This is a genomic window from Streptomyces sp. PR69, assembly GCF_026420845.1.
Taxonomy (GTDB): Bacteria; Actinomycetota; Actinomycetes; order Streptomycetales; family Streptomycetaceae; genus Streptomyces.
In genome coordinates, this window is record NZ_JAOWCB010000016.1 from 74,665 (window position 1) to 89,019 (window position 14,355).

The 14,355-nt window shown below is 68.8% G+C and carries 15 protein-coding genes; 4 read left to right on the forward strand and 11 right to left on the reverse strand.

Going from position 1 to position 14,355, the window contains the following annotated elements; genetic code table 11:
• Positions 1 to 120 precede the first annotated feature (120 nt).
• Complete coding sequence (locus OF819_RS17535; protein ID WP_267244497.1) at positions 121 to 759, reverse strand: TetR/AcrR family transcriptional regulator; 639 nt, start codon at positions 757 to 759, stop codon at positions 121 to 123.
• A gap of 101 nt (positions 760 to 860) precedes the next feature.
• Here OF819_RS17535 and OF819_RS17540 point away from each other — a divergent pair, with 101 nt between their 5' ends.
• Positions 861 to 1,433, forward strand: a complete 573-nt coding sequence (locus OF819_RS17540) for a cob(I)yrinic acid a,c-diamide adenosyltransferase (RefSeq protein WP_267244498.1) — start codon at positions 861 to 863, stop codon at positions 1,431 to 1,433.
• A gap of 83 nt (positions 1,434 to 1,516) precedes the next feature.
• Here OF819_RS17540 and OF819_RS17545 read toward each other — a convergent pair whose 3' ends face one another.
• Positions 1,517 to 2,095: a hypothetical protein gene (locus OF819_RS17545; RefSeq protein ID WP_267244499.1), complete on the reverse strand. Its 579-nt coding sequence runs from the start codon at positions 2,093 to 2,095 to the stop codon at positions 1,517 to 1,519.
• 173 nt (positions 2,096 to 2,268) lie between these two features.
• Here OF819_RS17545 and OF819_RS17550 point away from each other — a divergent pair, with 173 nt between their 5' ends.
• The 3 genes from OF819_RS17550 (at position 2,269) to OF819_RS17560 (ending at position 6,214) form a co-directional block, all read left to right on the forward strand.
• Positions 2,269 to 3,522, forward strand: a complete 1,254-nt coding sequence (locus OF819_RS17550; RefSeq protein ID WP_267244500.1) for a sensor histidine kinase — start codon at positions 2,269 to 2,271, stop codon at positions 3,520 to 3,522.
• Positions 3,519 to 4,175, forward strand: a complete 657-nt coding sequence (locus OF819_RS17555; protein ID WP_267244501.1) for a response regulator — start codon at positions 3,519 to 3,521, stop codon at positions 4,173 to 4,175. Before OF819_RS17550 ends, OF819_RS17555 begins: the two co-directional genes overlap by 4 nt.
• Positions 4,176 to 4,444: 269 nt before the next feature.
• Positions 4,445 to 6,214, forward strand: a complete 1,770-nt coding sequence (locus tag OF819_RS17560; RefSeq protein WP_267244548.1) for a glycoside hydrolase family 18 chitinase — start codon at positions 4,445 to 4,447, stop codon at positions 6,212 to 6,214.
• A gap of 228 nt (positions 6,215 to 6,442) precedes the next feature.
• On the opposite strand, the gene OF819_RS17565 is transcribed toward OF819_RS17560, so the two are convergent.
• From OF819_RS17565 to atpB, 9 genes are all read right to left on the reverse strand, one after another.
• On the reverse strand, positions 6,443 to 6,889 hold the full coding sequence (locus OF819_RS17565; RefSeq protein ID WP_267244502.1) for a DUF2550 domain-containing protein: 447 nt from the start codon (positions 6,887 to 6,889) through the stop codon (positions 6,443 to 6,445).
• Positions 6,890 to 7,043: 154 nt separating this feature from the next.
• Complete coding sequence (locus OF819_RS17570) at positions 7,044 to 7,427, reverse strand: F0F1 ATP synthase subunit epsilon (RefSeq protein WP_267244503.1); 384 nt, start codon at positions 7,425 to 7,427, stop codon at positions 7,044 to 7,046.
• A 125-nt stretch (positions 7,428 to 7,552) separates the two neighbouring features.
• Positions 7,553 to 8,995, reverse strand: coding sequence for a F0F1 ATP synthase subunit beta (gene atpD, locus OF819_RS17575; protein ID WP_267244504.1), 1,443 nt, complete (start codon positions 8,993 to 8,995; stop codon positions 7,553 to 7,555).
• The gene (locus OF819_RS17580) at positions 8,996 to 9,916 is read right to left on the reverse strand and encodes a F0F1 ATP synthase subunit gamma (RefSeq protein ID WP_267244505.1); all 921 of its coding nucleotides are present in this window, start codon (positions 9,914 to 9,916) and stop codon (positions 8,996 to 8,998) included.
• A gap of 20 nt (positions 9,917 to 9,936) precedes the next feature.
• Positions 9,937 to 11,535: a F0F1 ATP synthase subunit alpha gene (gene atpA, locus OF819_RS17585; protein WP_267244506.1), complete on the reverse strand. Its 1,599-nt coding sequence runs from the start codon at positions 11,533 to 11,535 to the stop codon at positions 9,937 to 9,939.
• Positions 11,536 to 11,665: 130 nt separating this feature from the next.
• A complete protein-coding gene (locus OF819_RS17590) occupies positions 11,666 to 12,481 on the reverse strand; it encodes a F0F1 ATP synthase subunit delta (RefSeq protein ID WP_267244507.1) in 816 nt (271 codons plus the stop codon).
• A complete protein-coding gene (locus tag OF819_RS17595) occupies positions 12,478 to 13,035 on the reverse strand; it encodes a F0F1 ATP synthase subunit B (RefSeq protein WP_267244508.1) in 558 nt (185 codons plus the stop codon). Before OF819_RS17595 ends, OF819_RS17590 begins: the two co-directional genes overlap by 4 nt.
• Positions 13,036 to 13,075: 40 nt before the next feature.
• On the reverse strand, positions 13,076 to 13,321 hold the full coding sequence (atpE, locus tag OF819_RS17600) for an ATP synthase F0 subunit C (protein ID WP_267244509.1): 246 nt from the start codon (positions 13,319 to 13,321) through the stop codon (positions 13,076 to 13,078).
• Between the two features lie 75 nt (positions 13,322 to 13,396).
• Positions 13,397 to 14,167 (reverse strand): F0F1 ATP synthase subunit A, encoded by a 771-nt coding sequence (atpB, locus tag OF819_RS17605; RefSeq protein ID WP_267244549.1) that lies wholly within the window; start codon positions 14,165 to 14,167, stop codon positions 13,397 to 13,399.
• Positions 14,168 to 14,355 lie beyond the last annotated feature (188 nt).

Below are 14,355 nucleotides of genomic sequence, written 5' to 3' on the forward strand. Positions count from 1 at the left end.
GACGCTCTGCCGGAGGTTAGCGGTCGCACGCCGCCAAGTGGCGGTGAAGAGATGCGCGTCACGTCTCAGATGACGGACATCACACCGGTACGGCGCAGCAGTCGCCCGCCGGCCCCCTCATCATCCCTCGCGGACGGCGTACTTGAGCACCTGTTCGCCCAGCATGCCTGCCATGTCGTCGAGGAGCGCGAGCGCGCCGCGTGAGACATCGCCGGCCTTGCGGCCTTTGACCATCTCCGCGCCGATCCACCCCATGAGGGCGGACTGGATCCAGGCGAGCTGACCGGCCATAAGGGTGGGCAGGGGGTCGCCGTCCGCCGCGCCGGTCTCCGCGCGCAGGGTCTCCTCCAGCCGCTGGACAACCTCCTGCTGGATGGCGCAGAGCCGGGAGCGGAGGGTGTGCGCCTCCATCACCACGCGCATGAAGTCCGCGTATCCGTCGATCAGGCCGAGGTCAGGGGAGCCGGTCTCGACCTCACGGCGCAGCTCGCGCAGCACGGCGGCGGCAGCGGACTCGCCCTCGGCGCGGGCCCGGACACAGCGCGGCAGCCGATCGACGATGCCCTTGCTGCGGTCGAAGAAGAGGTCCTCCTTGGCCGGGAAGTAGTTGTAGACGGTGTTGACGGAGACATCGGCCGCGTCGGCGATCTCGGCGATGGTGACGGCGTCGAATCCCCGCTGAAGGAACAGCCCGGTGGCCACATCCGACAGATGCTGCCTGGTCTGCCGCTTCTTCCGCTCCCTGAGCCCCTCTGCCATGGCCTCATCGTAGCGTTGCTGCTATCAATTAAATTTTGGTGCCGATGCAAAATTCAATGACGCGATGCGGCCGCCGGGCCGCTCGTCACTAGGCTGGTCGCATGGTCAATCTGACGCGCATCTACACCCGCACCGGCGACACCGGCACCACGGCGCTCGGCGACATGAGCCGCACCGCAAAGACGGATCTGCGGATCGCCGCCTACGCCGACGCCAACGAGGCCAACGCCGCGATCGGCACAGCGATCGCGCTGGGGCAGCTGGACGAGGCCGTCGTCAAGGTCCTGGTCCGCGTCCAGAACGACCTCTTCGACGTGGGCGCGGACCTGTGCACCCCGGTCGTCGAGAAGCCGGAGCACCCGCCGCTGCGGGTCGAGCAGTCGTATATCGACAAGCTCGAAGCCGACTGCGATGTCTTCCTGGAACCCCTGGAGAAGCTCCGCAGCTTCATCCTCCCCGGCGGCGCGCCGGGCGCGGCCCTGCTCCACCAGGCGTGCACGGTGGTCCGCCGCGCGGAACGGTCCACCTGGGCGGCGCTGGAGGTGCACGGGGAGACGATGAACCCGCTGACGGCGACGTATCTGAACCGGCTGTCTGACCTGCTGTTCATTCTGGCGAGGGCGGCGAATCGGGAGGTCGGGGACGTGCTGTGGGTCCCGGGCGGGGAGCGCTAGTTCCCGGAACTGGAGGCTCCGCCCCCAGACCCCGGTACGGCCTGAAGGCCGTGTCCGCGGGGTCTGGGGGCGGAGCCCCAGGTTCAAGGGGCCCGTACCGGCGCGCGTTCCACCCCGCCCGCCTCCCCCTTCGGCGGCTTCTTCTGCCAGATCGTGTAGCTCAGCGCGATCAGGCCATGGATCGCCACCACCCGCCCCGCCGTCCCCTGCCAGTTCGTCAGCGACGTCGTACGGCTCGGGTCGTCCACGTACCAGACGGCGAGCTGGAGCAGCACGACCGCGACCGCCGCGGCGAGCACCGTACGGAGCCACTGCTTCGCCTCGTGCTTGGCGCGGGCGGAGCCGTAGCGCGGGGGCCCGGCCGGAGGGGGGCCGCCGGCGAAGCGGTGGGCGAAGTGGCCGTCGGCCCACTTGATCATGTAGTGGCCGTAGGCGACCGTGAAACCGATGTAGAGCGCGGCGAGCCCGTGCTTCCAGTCCGGCTCCGCGCCGTTCTTCAGGTCGATCGCCGTGACGACCAGCAGTACGACTTCCAGCAGCGGCTCCAGCAGCAGCACACCCGCACCCGCCCGCGGCAGCCGCGCCAGATAGCGCAGCGAGAGCCCCAGGGCCAGCAGCACCCAGAAGCCGACCTCGCAGATCACGATCAGCGTGACGATCACAGCACTCTCCCGTCGTTCCCCCGTGACTCCCCCGGTGTTCCTGTCCCAGGTTCACGTCCCGCGGGCGGGAAAGCGTCGTCGTCAGTGACGAAACGGCACTGCATCCTTCGATGTAGTCGCAGGTCACCCCGTACGCGGAGGCCCCGGCCCGGCGCGCCGTGTTTGATGGAGCGGTGAAACTCCCCCGCCCTCATCGCCATGACGCGCTGATCGCGCTGACCGGTCTCGTCGGCGGCCTGGCCTTCTGGGCTCTCGGGCTGCAGATGAACCCCGTGGACGAGCGTCCGCTGACGGGCGCATGGGTGCTGCTGCCGCTCGGCGTCATGGCGGGCGCGGAGCTGCTCCGCAGGACCTGGCCGCAGACCGCCCTGCTCACCGGCGCCGCGGCCCTGGTGGCGGACCAGTTCACCCAGGGCAATCTGGTCACCATCGTGATGTTCACGGATGTCGTGTACGCGGCGGTGCTCTACGGCACCCCGGCCGCCGCACGGCGCATCCCCGTCGGCTGCGGGCTGGTCACCGTGACGGCGACCATCGGGCTTCTGGCCTGGTTCCGCAGACCGGAGGCGTTGATCCTCGGTGTCGTCACCGGGCTGGTGTCGCTCGCTCCCGCCCTGACCGGGGTCCTGGTGCGCAACCACCGCGACGCCGCCGAGGCGGCCCGGCTGCGGGCCGAGCAGACCAAGCTGCTCGCCGAGGTCGACCGCACCCAGGCGGTGGTCGCCGAGCGGGCCCGGATGGCGCGGGAGCTGCACGACATGGTGGCGGGCCATCTCTCGGCGATCGCCATCCACTCCACGGCCGCGCTGTCCATCGGCGATCCGAAGACCGGCCATGAGGCGCTCTCCGTCATCCGGGAGAACAGCGTCGAAGGACTGGCCGAAATGCGCCGGCTGATCGGGCTGCTGCGTGACAGCGGCGGCGCGGATCCGGCGACCGCTTCCCCGGCCGCGGCCGCGCCGAGCCTCGCCGCCGTGGACGCGCTGATCGAGCAGGCCGAGGCACATGGCGCGCCCAGCGGACTGCGGTTCGCGCTGCACGACGCGCGGGACGGGCGGGACGGGCGGGACGGGCAGGGGCCGCTGCCCGCGCCGGTGGAGCTCGCCGCGTACAGGATCGTGCAGGAGTCGCTGACCAACGCCCTCAAGCACGCCTCGCCCGGCCGGGTCACGGTCACCCTCACCCAGGACGCACGGCGCCTGACGGTCCTGGTGACGAGCCCGTACGAAGGGGAGGGCGGCGCGCACGGTCCGCGCGCGCCGGGCTCCGGCGCCGGGCTGGTCGGCATGCGCGAACGGGCCGCGCTGCTGGCGGGCCGCTTCGAGTCGGGGCCGACGACCGCCGCCGGCGGAGGGAAGATCTGGCAGGTGCGGGCAGAGCTGCCCGTGGACGAGCTGCCCGTAGACGGAGGGAAGAGGAGTTCATGACGATCCGGGTCGTGGTGGCGGAGGACCAGAGCGCCGTACGCGCCGGGCTGGTGCTCATTCTGCGCAGCGCGCCGGAGATCGAGGTCGTGGGTGAGGCGGCGGACGGCGAGGAGGCGGTGCGGCTCGCCCGTGAGCTGCGCCCCGATCTGGTGCTGATGGACATTCAGATGCCGCGCCTCGACGGGGTGTCGGCGACGGGCCGGATCACCGGCGAGGGGCTGGCCGATGTGCTGGTGCTGACGACCTTTGATCTGGACGAGTATGTGTTCGGGGCGCTGCGCGCGGGCGCCGTGGGCTTTCTGCTGAAGAACACCGAGGCGCGGGATCTGGTGGCTGCGGTGCGCACGGTGGCGCGCGGGGAGGGCCTGATCGCCCCGGCCGTGACCCGGCGGCTGATCGCGGAGTTCGCCGCCCCCACACCCCCCGGGGCGAAGCAGGCGGACGCCCCGGATCCCGGTGTGCTCGACGCGCTGACCCGGCGGGAGCGTGAGGTGCTGTCCTGCCTCGGCGAGGGACTGTCCAACGCCGAGATCGCCGTACGCCTGTCGATGGCCGAGGCGACGGTCAAGACGCATGTCAGCCGTCTGCTGGGAAAGCTGGAGCTGCGGAGCCGGGTGCAAGCGGCGGTGCTGGCACAGGAGTTGGGCGTGTAAACCGGGCCGGCGAACACCTCCTCAGCTATGGTCTGGACCTATTGACGATTGGTCCAGACCTTCCTACTCTCACCGGACACACCCCTGCGGTGAGCCCCGCAGGGTGCGCAGTGATGCACGGACAACCCCCTTGAACGTCCGGACCTCGTTGAGGAGCAGCTGTGAAACCGCACTCCCAGCACCCCCCGCACCCCCCGCACGGCGTCAGAGGCAGACGCCGCTCCCGGCTTCTCGCCGGTCTCACCGCGCTGGCGGTGCCGCTCGCCGCCATGGTGGGCCTCGCCTCCCCCGCGGAAGCCGCGCCCTCCGCCACCGCCACATACGTCAAGACCCAGGACTGGGGCACCGGCTTCGAAGGCAAGTGGACGGTGAAGAACACCGGCGCCACCACCATCAACTCCTGGACGGTGGAGTGGGACTTCCCCTCCGGGACCTCCGTCACCACCGCCTGGGACGCCGACGTCACCAGCTCCGGCAACCACTGGACCGCCAAGAACAAGAGCTGGAACGGCACCCTCGCCCCCGGCGCCTCCGTGTCCTTCGGCTTCAACGGCGCGGGCCCCGGCTCGCCCTCGAACTGCACGGTCAACGGCGGCTCCTGCGACGGCGGCCCGAGCGAGCCCGGTGACGACCCGCCCTCCGCGCCCGGCACCCCGAGCGCCTCCGGCATCACCGACAGCTCCGTACAGCTGAGCTGGACCGCGGCTGCCGACGACAACGGCGTCAAGAACTACGACGTCCTGCGCGACGGCGCGGTCGTCGCCACGGTGACCTCCACCTCGTACACAGACACCGGGCTGAGCGCCGGAACCGACTACTCGTACACCGTCCGGGCCCGTGACACCGCCGGTCAGACCGGACCGCTCAGCGGCGCCCGAGCGGTCCGCACCACCGGCGGCGACCCGGGCCCCGGCCCCGGCCCGAGCGACACCGTCAAGCTCGGCTACTTCACCAACTGGGGCGTCTACCAGCGCAACTACCACGTAAAGAATCTGGTGACCTCCGGCTCCGCCGCCAAGATCACCCACATCAACTACGCCTTCGGCAACGTCCAGAACGGCCGCTGCACCATCGGCGACTCCTACGCCGACTACGAGAAGGCCTACACCGCCGCCCAGTCCGTCGACGGCGTCGCCGACACCTGGGACCAGCCGCTGCGCGGCAACTTCAACCAGCTGCGCAAGCTCAAGGCCCAGTACCCGCACATCAAGGTGCTGTGGTCGTTCGGCGGCTGGACCTGGTCCGGCGGCTTCGGGCAGGCCATGCAGAACCCGGCCGCCTTCGCCGACTCCTGCTACCAGCTGGTCGAGGACCCGCGGTGGGCCGACGTCTTCGACGGCATCGACCTCGACTGGGAGTACCCGAACGCGTGCGGGCTGAGCTGCGACTCCAGCGGCCCGGCCGTGATGAAGACGATGATGCAGGCGTTCCGCAACCGCTTCGGCCCGGACAACCTGGTCACCGCGGCGATCACCGCCGACGCCTCCAGCGGCGGCAAGATCGACGCGGCCGACTACGCGGGCGCCGCGCAGTACGCCGACTGGTACAACGTGATGACGTACGACTTCTTCGGCGCCTGGGCGGCCCAGGGCCCGACCGCCCCGCACTCCCCGCTGACCTCCTACCCGGGCATCCCGCAGGAGGGCTTCAACTCGGCGGCGGCCATCGCCAAGCTCAAAGCCAAGGGCATCCCCTCGAAGAAACTGCTGCTCGGCATCGGCTTCTACGGCCGCGGCTGGACCGGGGTGACCCAGTCGGCCCCCGGCGGCAGCGCGACCGGACCGGCCTCGGGGACGTACGAGCAGGGCATCGAGGACTACAAGGTGCTCAAGTCCCGCTGTCCGTCCAACGGCACGGTCGCGGGCACGGCCTATGCCCACTGCGGCAGCGAGTGGTGGAGCTATGACACCCCGGCGACCGTGACCTCCAAGATGGGCTGGGCCAGGAACCAGGACCTGGGAGGCGCGTTCTTCTGGGAGTTCAGCGGTGACACGGCCAATGGCGAGCTGGTGAGCGCGATCGACAGCGGCCTCGGTTAGACCGCCCGCACACCCTGTACGGGGAAGGGGCCCGGGAGACTCACTCTCCCGGGCCCCTTTATGCGGTACGACAATCAGGCCACATTGACTCTCCCCCAGACTCCTCCCCCAGCTACCGCTGGGAGGTGCCCCCAGGGGACCCCCATCCAACGAGAAAGACTATTTAGGCCACATTGACTCTCCCCCAGACTCCGTCCGGGGGTACCCCCATCCAACGAGAAAGACTATTTAGGCCACATTGACTCGTTGGCCCGGCGGGGCCGCCTCCAGCCAGGCCAGGAAGCCGGTCAGCGCGTCCTCGCTCATCGCCAGCTCCAGCCGGGTGTCGTCATGCAGACACTCCAGGACGACGGCATCGGAGAGCAGCGCCAGCTCCTCCTCCCCCTCGGGGGTGCGGCGGGCAACGACCTCCACCGACGCCCGCTCCAGAAAGCGGCGGGGACGCGGAGCGTACGAGAAGACCCGGAACCACTCGACCCGGTCGCCGTTGTAGCGGGCCACCCCGTAGATCCAGCCCTTGCCGGAGGCGTCGGGCTCCTCGGGCACATTCCAGCGCAGGCTGCAGTCGAAGGTGCCGCCCGAGCGCTGGATCAGCCGGCGGCGCAGTCCGAAGACGAACAGCCCGACCACCACCAGCGTGATGACCAGGCCGCCCACAAGCAGAGCGAGGAACATCTCCACCGACCTCCTCGCATCGTCCCGTACCTGCTATCCGTCTATGGAATACACATACACGCTGTATCACGTGCATCCGCATCGCCTCAGCCGCGGCGCGGCCCGGAGAGTCCGGGCCGGCCGCGGCTGAGGGTCGAACCGTCGGCGGGGCGGCTCAGCGCACCGCCACCGCGCGCAGCCGGACCTCGGCACGGCGCTCGGCGCCGGCGTCCGCATCCGACTTGGCACGCTCCAGCGCACGCTCGGCGCGCTGGACGTCGATCTCATCGGCCAGCTCGGCGATCTCGGCGAGCAGCGAGAGCTTGTTGTCCGCGAACGAGATAAAACCGCCGTGCACGGCGGCGACCACCGTGCCGGGCCCGTCCGGGGAAGCTGTACGAATGGTCACCGGGCCCGACTCCAGCACACCGAGCAGCGGCTGGTGACCGGGCATGACGCCGATGTCGCCGGACGTGGTGCGCGCGACGACCAGGGTGGCCTCGCCGGACCAGACACTGCGGTCCGCCGCTACCAGCTCGACGTGCAGCTCAGCAGCCAAGGTGGGCTCCTCGGGTCACCACCCGGCGGGTAATGCCGGGTGTTGGACAAATTCTAGGGGTTCTGGAAGGGGCGTTGCGAAGGGGGGCGGGACGTGCCCGCCCCCCTTCACCAGTCACAAGGACTTCAGGAGACGCCCAGCTCCTTGGCGTTCTTCTTCAGGTCCTCAAGACCACCGCACATGAAGAAGGCCTGCTCGGGGAAGTGGTCGTACTCGCCGTCGCAGATCGCGTTGAACGCGGCGATCGACTCGTCGAGCGGCACGTCCGAGCCGTCCACACCGGTGAACTGCTTCGCCGCGTGGGTGTTCTGCGACAGGAAGCGCTCGACGCGACGGGCGCGGTGGACGACCAGCTTGTCCTCCTCGCTGAGCTCGTCGATGCCGAGGATCGCGATGATGTCCTGGAGGTCCTTGTACTTCTGCAGGATTCCCTTGACACGGCTGGCCGTCTCGTAGTGGTCCTGGGAGATGTAGCGCGGGTCCAGAATCCGGGACGTGGAGTCCAGCGGGTCCACGGCCGGGTAGATGCCCTTCTCGGAGATCGGACGGGAGAGCACCGTCGTCGCGTCGAGGTGGGCGAAGGTGGTGGCCGGGGCCGGGTCGGTCAGGTCGTCCGCGGGGACGTAGATCGCCTGCATGGAGGTGATCGAGTGACCGCGGGTCGAGGTGATGCGCTCCTGCAGCAGACCCATCTCATCGGCCAGGTTCGGCTGGTAACCCACCGCGGACGGCATACGGCCGAGCAGGGTGGACACCTCGGAGCCGGCCTGGGTGAACCGGAAGATGTTGTCGATGAAGAAGAGCACGTCCTGCTTCTGCACATCGCGGAAGTACTCCGCCATGGTCAGACCGGCCAGGGCGACGCGCAGACGGGTGCCCGGGGGCTCGTCCATCTGGCCGAAGACCAGCGCGGTCTTGTCCAGAACGCCGGACTCCTCCATCTCCACGATGAGGTCGTTGCCCTCACGGGTGCGCTCGCCGACGCCCGCGAAGACGGAGACGCCCTCGTGGAGGTTGGCGACACGCATGATCATTTCCTGGATCAGCACGGTCTTGCCGACGCCCGCGCCGCCGAACAGACCGATCTTGCCGCCCTTGACATACGGGGTCAGCAGGTCGACGACCTTCAGGCCGGTCTCGAACATCTCGGTCTTGGACTCAAGCTGGTCGAAGTCGGGGGCCTTGCGGTGGATCGGCCAGCGCTCGCCGACGTTGGCGTTCTCCTCGGGGAGGTTCAGCACCTCGCCGAGGGTGTTGAACACCTTGCCCTTGGTGAAGTCGCCGACCGGGACGGTGATGCCCGTGCCGGTGTTGGTCACCGGGGCCTGGCGGACCAGACCGTCGGTGGGCTGCATGGAGATGGTGCGCACCAGGCCGTCGCCGAGGTGCTGGGCGACCTCAAGCGTCAGCAGCTTCTTGGCGCCCTCCTGAGCCGGGTCGTCGACCTCGACGTGCAGGGCGTTGTAGATCTCCGGCATCGCGTCGACGGGGAACTCCACGTCGACGACCGGGCCGATCACCCGGGCGACGCGGCCCGTGGCGGCGGCCGTCTCAACAGTGGTGGTCATTTACTTTTCACTCCCCGCGGTCGCGTCGGCCAGGGCGCTCGCGCCACCGACGATCTCGCTGATTTCCTGGGTGATTTCGGCCTGGCGGGCCGCGTTGGCAAGACGGGAAAGCGAGTTGATCAGCTCGCCCGCATTGTCGGTCGCCGACTTCATCGCCCGGCGGCGGGCCGCGTGCTCGGAGGCGGCGGCCTGCAGCAGGGCGTTGTAGATCCGGCTCTCGACATAGCGCGGCAGCAGGGCGTCGAGGACGTCCTCCGCCGACGGCTCGAAGTCGAACAGCGGCAGGACCTCGCCGCCCTTCGCACCGCTCTGCAGCGCGGCCTCTTCAAGGCTGAGCGGCAGCATCCGGCGGTCGACGGGCGTCTGCGTCAGCATCGACACGAACTCCGTGAAGACGATGTGCAGCTCGTCGACGCCGCCCTCGGAGGTGTCCTGCTGGACCGCCTCGATGAGGGGACCGGCCACCTGCTTGGCGTCCGCGTAGCTCGGGCTGTCCGTGAACCCGGTCCACGAGTCCGCGATCTTGCGCTCGCGGAAGCCGTAGTAGGACACACCCTTGCGGCCGACGATGTAGGTGTCGACCTCCTTGCCCTCGCCGCGGAGCCGCTCGGTGAGCCGGTCGGCCGCCTTGATGGCGTTGGAGGAGTAGCCGCCGGCCAGACCGCGGTCGCTCGTGATGAGCAGAACCGCGGCACGGGTCGGCTGGTCCGCCTCCGTGGTCAGCGGGTGCTTGGTGTTCGATCCGGTGGCCACCGCCGTGACCGCGCGGGTCAGCTCGGTCGCGTACGGCGTGGAGGCCGCCACCTTGCGCTGCGCCTTGACGATGCGCGAGGCGGCGATCATCTCCATCGCCTTGGTGATCTTCTTCGTCGCGGTGACGGACCGGATGCGACGCTTGTAGACCCGGAGCTGCGCTCCCATGAGTCAGGTCCCTTCCGTCGTCACTTGGAGACGTTGACGGCCGCCGGAGCGTCCTCGCCGAGCAGCTTGCCGTCGGAGGTCTCGAACTGCTTCTTGAACGCCGCGATGGAGTCCGCGACCTTGGTCAGCGTGTCGTCCGACATCTTCCCGCCCTCGCGGATGGAGGTCATCAGCGTGCCCTCCTCGCGGTGCAGGTAGTCCAGCAGCTCGCGCTCGAAGCGGCGGATGTCCGCCACCGGCACGTCGTCCATCTTGCCGGTGGTGCCGGCCCACACGGAGACGACCTGGTTCTCGGTCGGCATCGGGTCGTACTGCGGCTGCTTGAGCAGCTCGACCATGCGCTTGCCGCGCTCCAGGGCGGACTTCGAGGCGGCGTCCAGGTCGGAGCCGAAGGCGGCGAACGCCTCCAGCTCGCGGTACTGGGCCAGGTCCACACGCAGTCGGCCGGAGACCTGCTTCATGGCCTTGTGCTGGGCGGAGCCACCGACTCGGGAGACGGAGATGCCGACGTTCAGGGCCGGACGCTGACCGGCGTTGAACAGGTCGGACTCCAGGAAGCACTGGCCGTCGGTGATGGAGATGACGTTGGTCGGAATGAACGCCGACACGTCGTTGGCCTTGGTCTCGACGATCGGCAGACCCGTCATCGAACCGGCGCCCATCTCGTCGGAGAGCTTGGCGCAGCGCTCCAGCAGACGGGAGTGCAGGTAGAAGACGTCACCCGGGTAGGCCTCACGGCCCGGCGGGCGGCGCAGCAGCAGCGACACGGCGCGGTAGGCGTCGGCCTGCTTCGACAGGTCGTCGAAGACGATCAGGACGTGCTTGCCCTCGTACATCCACTGCTGGCCGATGGCCGAGCCGGTGTAGGGGGCGAGGTACTTGAAGCCGGCCGGGTCGGACGCCGGGGCGGCGACGATCGTCGTGTACTCCAGCGCGCCGGCCTCCTCCAGCGCGCCGCGCACGGACGCGATGGTGGAGCCCTTCTGGCCGATGGCGACGTAGATGCAGCGGACCTGCTTCTTCGGGTCGCCGGAGCGCCAGTTGTCACGCTGGTTGATGATCGTGTCGACGGCCAGGGCGGTCTTGCCGGTCTGCCGGTCGCCGATGATCAGCTGACGCTGGCCACGGCCGATCGGGGTCATCGCGTCGACGGCCTTGTAGCCGGTCTCCATCGGCTCGTGCACCGACTTGCGCTGCATGACCGTGGGGGCCTGCAGCTCAAGGGCGCGGCGGCCCGAGGTCTCGATCTCGCCGAGGCCGTCGATCGGGTTGCCGAGCGGGTCGACGACACGGCCAAGGTAGCCCTCGCCGACCGCGACGGACAGGACCTCGCCGGTGCGGGAGACCGACTGGCCCTCCTCGATGCCGCTGAACTCACCGAGGACGATGGCACCGATCTCGCGGTCCTCGAGGTTGAGGGCGAGGCCGAGGGTGCCGTCCTCGAACTTCAGCAGCTCGTTTGCCATGGCCGAGGGAAGACCCTCGACCTTCGCGATGCCGTCGCCGGCAAGGCTGACCGTACCGACCTCCTCGCGCGAGGCCGCGTCCGGCTTGTACGCCTGGACAAAGTTCTCCAGCGCGTCCCGGATCTCCTCCGGCCGGATCGTGAGCTCCGCCATCTGGGTTCCCTGCTCTCCTTGTTGGGCCCGAAGTTTCTTTGGGGGTCTGGGGGCGGCCCCCAGGAATCTTCTGCAATCTCTGCACGGCCCAACCGGGCCGCTAGCTGATGCTTGTTGAGTTGGTGGCTGATCAGCCGGCCATCCGGCGGGCCGCCTCGTCGAGGCGCTCCGCGACGGTGCCGTTGATCTCCTCGTCGCCGACTCGCACCGAGATCCCGCCGAGGACCTCGGGGTCCACGTCGAGGTTGAGGTGCATCTGGCGGCCGTACAGCTTCGCCAGCACGGCGCCGAGGCGCTGCTTCTGCGTCTCGCTCAGCGGAACCGCCGTGGTGACGACCGCGACCATGCGGTCACGGCGATCCGCGGCCAGCTTGGACAGGGACTGAAGTCCCGACTCCAGGCTACGTCCTCGCGGAGCGGTCACCAGGCGGACGACCAGCCGCTCGGTGGCCGGATTGGCCCTGCCGCCTAGCAGGCTGCGCAGCAGCTCGCTCTTGGCGGACGCCGTGGCGGTACGGTCCGTGAGCGCGGCACGCAGCTCGGTGCTGGACTCGACGACGCGGCCGAACCGGAACAGCTCGTCCTCGACGTCGTCCAGGGCGCCGGCCTGCTGCGCCGCGGTGAGATCGGCGGTGTCCGCCAGCTCCTCGACCGCGTCGACCAGGTCACGTGAGGCGGACCAGCGGGAGCGGACCATGCCGGAGACCAGGTCGACGCTCTCGCCGCTCACCTGACCGCTCAGCAGCCGCCCGGCCAGCTCGGCCTTGGCCTCGCCGGACTGCGCCGGGTCGGTCAGGACCCGACGCAGCGACACCTCGCGGTCGAGCAGCGCGGTGACGGCGGCCAGCTCCTCGGCGAGCTTCTTGGCGTCGACCGACGTGTTGTCGGTCAGCGCGTCGAGGCGCTCACGTGCGGCAGCCAGTGCCTCGCGGCTCGCTCCGTTCATCGGGCGGCCTCGGCCTTCGTCGCACCGTCTTCGAGCTCATCGAGGAAACGGTCGATCGTGCGGCTCTGCCGCGCGTGGTCCTCCAGGGACTCGCCGACGAGCTTGCCGGCCAGGTCGGTGGCGAGCTTGCCCACGTCCTGGCGCAGCGCCGCGGCCGCGGCCTTGCGGTCGGCCTCGATCTGGGCGTGACCAGCCGCGATGATCTCCTCACGCTGCCGCTGGCCTTCCGCCTTCATCTCCTGGATGATCGCGGTGCCCTGCTCGGTCGCCTCCTGACGGAGACGCGCGGCCTCGTGGCGGGCCTCGGCGAGCTGAGCCTTGTACTGCTCAAGCACGCTCTCGGCTTCGACCTTGGCCGCCTCGGCCTTCTCCATGCCGCCTTCGATGGCCTCGCGGCGCTCTTCCAGAACCCGGTTGATGTTCGGGAGGAGCTTCTTGGCGAGGAAGAAGAAGACGATGGCGAAGGCGATCGTGCCGACGAGCAGCTCGGGGCCCGGAGGAACGAGCGGATTCTGCTCCTCCTCGGCCGCCAGCTGAACGAGGTTGGCGATCACATCAATGCCTTTCGTCGAATGAGCTATTCGTCTTCAGCACTCAGGAGCCGTAGACGAACGGCATGACGATGCCGATGAGGGCGAGCGCCTCACAGAAGGCGAAGCCGAGGATCTGGTTGGCGCGGATCAGGCCGGCGGCCTCGGGCTGACGAGCCAGGGCCTCGGTGCCCTTACCGAAGACGATGCCGACGCCGACGCCGGGGCCGATGGCCGCGAGACCGTAGCCGATGGAGCCGAGGGCCTTGAGGTCACCGGTGACGGCGGCGAGTTCCAGAGTCGCGGACATGCCGTTACTTCCTTCTCTTTCGTGGACCGGTGGGGGTTGGCCACCGGGCGCATAGGGGATTTGCGGGGAGAGTGCTCAGTGGTGCTCGGCGAGAGCACCCTGAATGTAGGAGCAGGCCAGCAGGACGAAGACGTACGCCTGCACGGCCTGGACGAAGAGCTCGAATCCGATCATGCCGATCGTCATGGCGAACGAGACGCCGGCGGCCGGGATCATGTAGCTGTTCAGCAGGTACCAGGAGGCGACGGTGAACATCACCAGCATCAGGTGACCGGCGAACATATTGGCGAAGAGTCGCACCGCGTGGGTGAAGGGGCGGACCAGCAGGTTCGAGAAGAACTCGATGACCACGACAAGCGGAAGAACCGGGCCAAGACTCTTGTCGTAACCGGTGATGTTCTTGAGTCCGCCGACGAAGCCGTGGCGCTTGAAGGTAAGCGACACCCAGATCACATAGACGATGAGCGCCAGGATCATCGGGTACGCGATGATCGAGGAGACGGGGAACTGGGCCAGCGGGATCACGGACCAGATGTTCATGATCCAGACGAAGAAGAAGATGGAGACCATGAGCGGGACGTACTTCTCGCCCTCACGCTTTCCGATGGTCTCGTAGACAATCCCGCGGCGCACAAAGTCGTAACCGGCCTCGCCGATCATCTGCAGCTTGCCGGGAACAACCTTCGCCTTGCCGAATGCCGCCCAGAAGAAGGCGACCACAAGGACGGAGGTGATCAGCGCAAGCAGCATCACCTTGTTGAACTCGTACCCGCCGACGGTGAAGAGGGGCTGGAAGAGGAAGGAATGCAAGCCCGGCGCCGGAAAGCCACAGCCGTTGTCGGCCATGATGCGGCAGCTCCAGTCAAAGGCGAGCGTGGTCTGTTCAGCACTCACCGCGGGCTCCTTCGGCGTGACGCATGGGTTCGGCAACCTCGGTTTGTCGGCGCGGCGCACAGCCGCGAGTCGGCACCGGACTGGTGTTTCGGATGTGGGAGCGGCGATCAGGCATCGAGGCCTCGCGATCGAACAGGCGT

What these genes read in the sequence shown, in the direction of transcription:
- OF819_RS17535 (WP_267244497.1), bottom strand. Translation starts at nt 759, where the DNA reads ATGGCAGAGGGGCTCAGGGAGCGGAAGAAGCGGCAGACCAGGCAGCAT.
- OF819_RS17540 (WP_267244498.1), top strand. Translation starts at nt 861, where the DNA reads ATGGTCAATCTGACGCGCATCTACACCCGCACCGGCGACACCGGCACC.
- OF819_RS17555 (WP_267244501.1), top strand. Translation starts at nt 3,519, where the DNA reads ATGACGATCCGGGTCGTGGTGGCGGAGGACCAGAGCGCCGTACGCGCC.
- OF819_RS17560 (WP_267244548.1), top strand. Translation starts at nt 4,445, where the DNA reads ATGGTGGGCCTCGCCTCCCCCGCGGAAGCCGCGCCCTCCGCCACCGCC.
- OF819_RS17565 (WP_267244502.1), bottom strand. Translation starts at nt 6,889, where the DNA reads ATGTTCCTCGCTCTGCTTGTGGGCGGCCTGGTCATCACGCTGGTGGTG.
- atpD (WP_267244504.1), bottom strand. Translation starts at nt 8,995, where the DNA reads ATGACCACCACTGTTGAGACGGCCGCCGCCACGGGCCGCGTCGCCCGG.
- OF819_RS17580 (WP_267244505.1), bottom strand. Translation starts at nt 9,916, where the DNA reads ATGGGAGCGCAGCTCCGGGTCTACAAGCGTCGCATCCGGTCCGTCACC.
- atpA (WP_267244506.1), bottom strand. Translation starts at nt 11,535, where the DNA reads ATGGCGGAGCTCACGATCCGGCCGGAGGAGATCCGGGACGCGCTGGAG.
- OF819_RS17590 (WP_267244507.1), bottom strand. Translation starts at nt 12,481, where the DNA reads ATGAACGGAGCGAGCCGCGAGGCACTGGCTGCCGCACGTGAGCGCCTC.
- atpE (WP_267244509.1), bottom strand. Translation starts at nt 13,321, where the DNA reads ATGTCCGCGACTCTGGAACTCGCCGCCGTCACCGGTGACCTCAAGGCC.
- atpB (WP_267244549.1), bottom strand. Translation starts at nt 14,167, where the DNA reads ATGGCCGACAACGGCTGTGGCTTTCCGGCGCCGGGCTTGCATTCCTTC.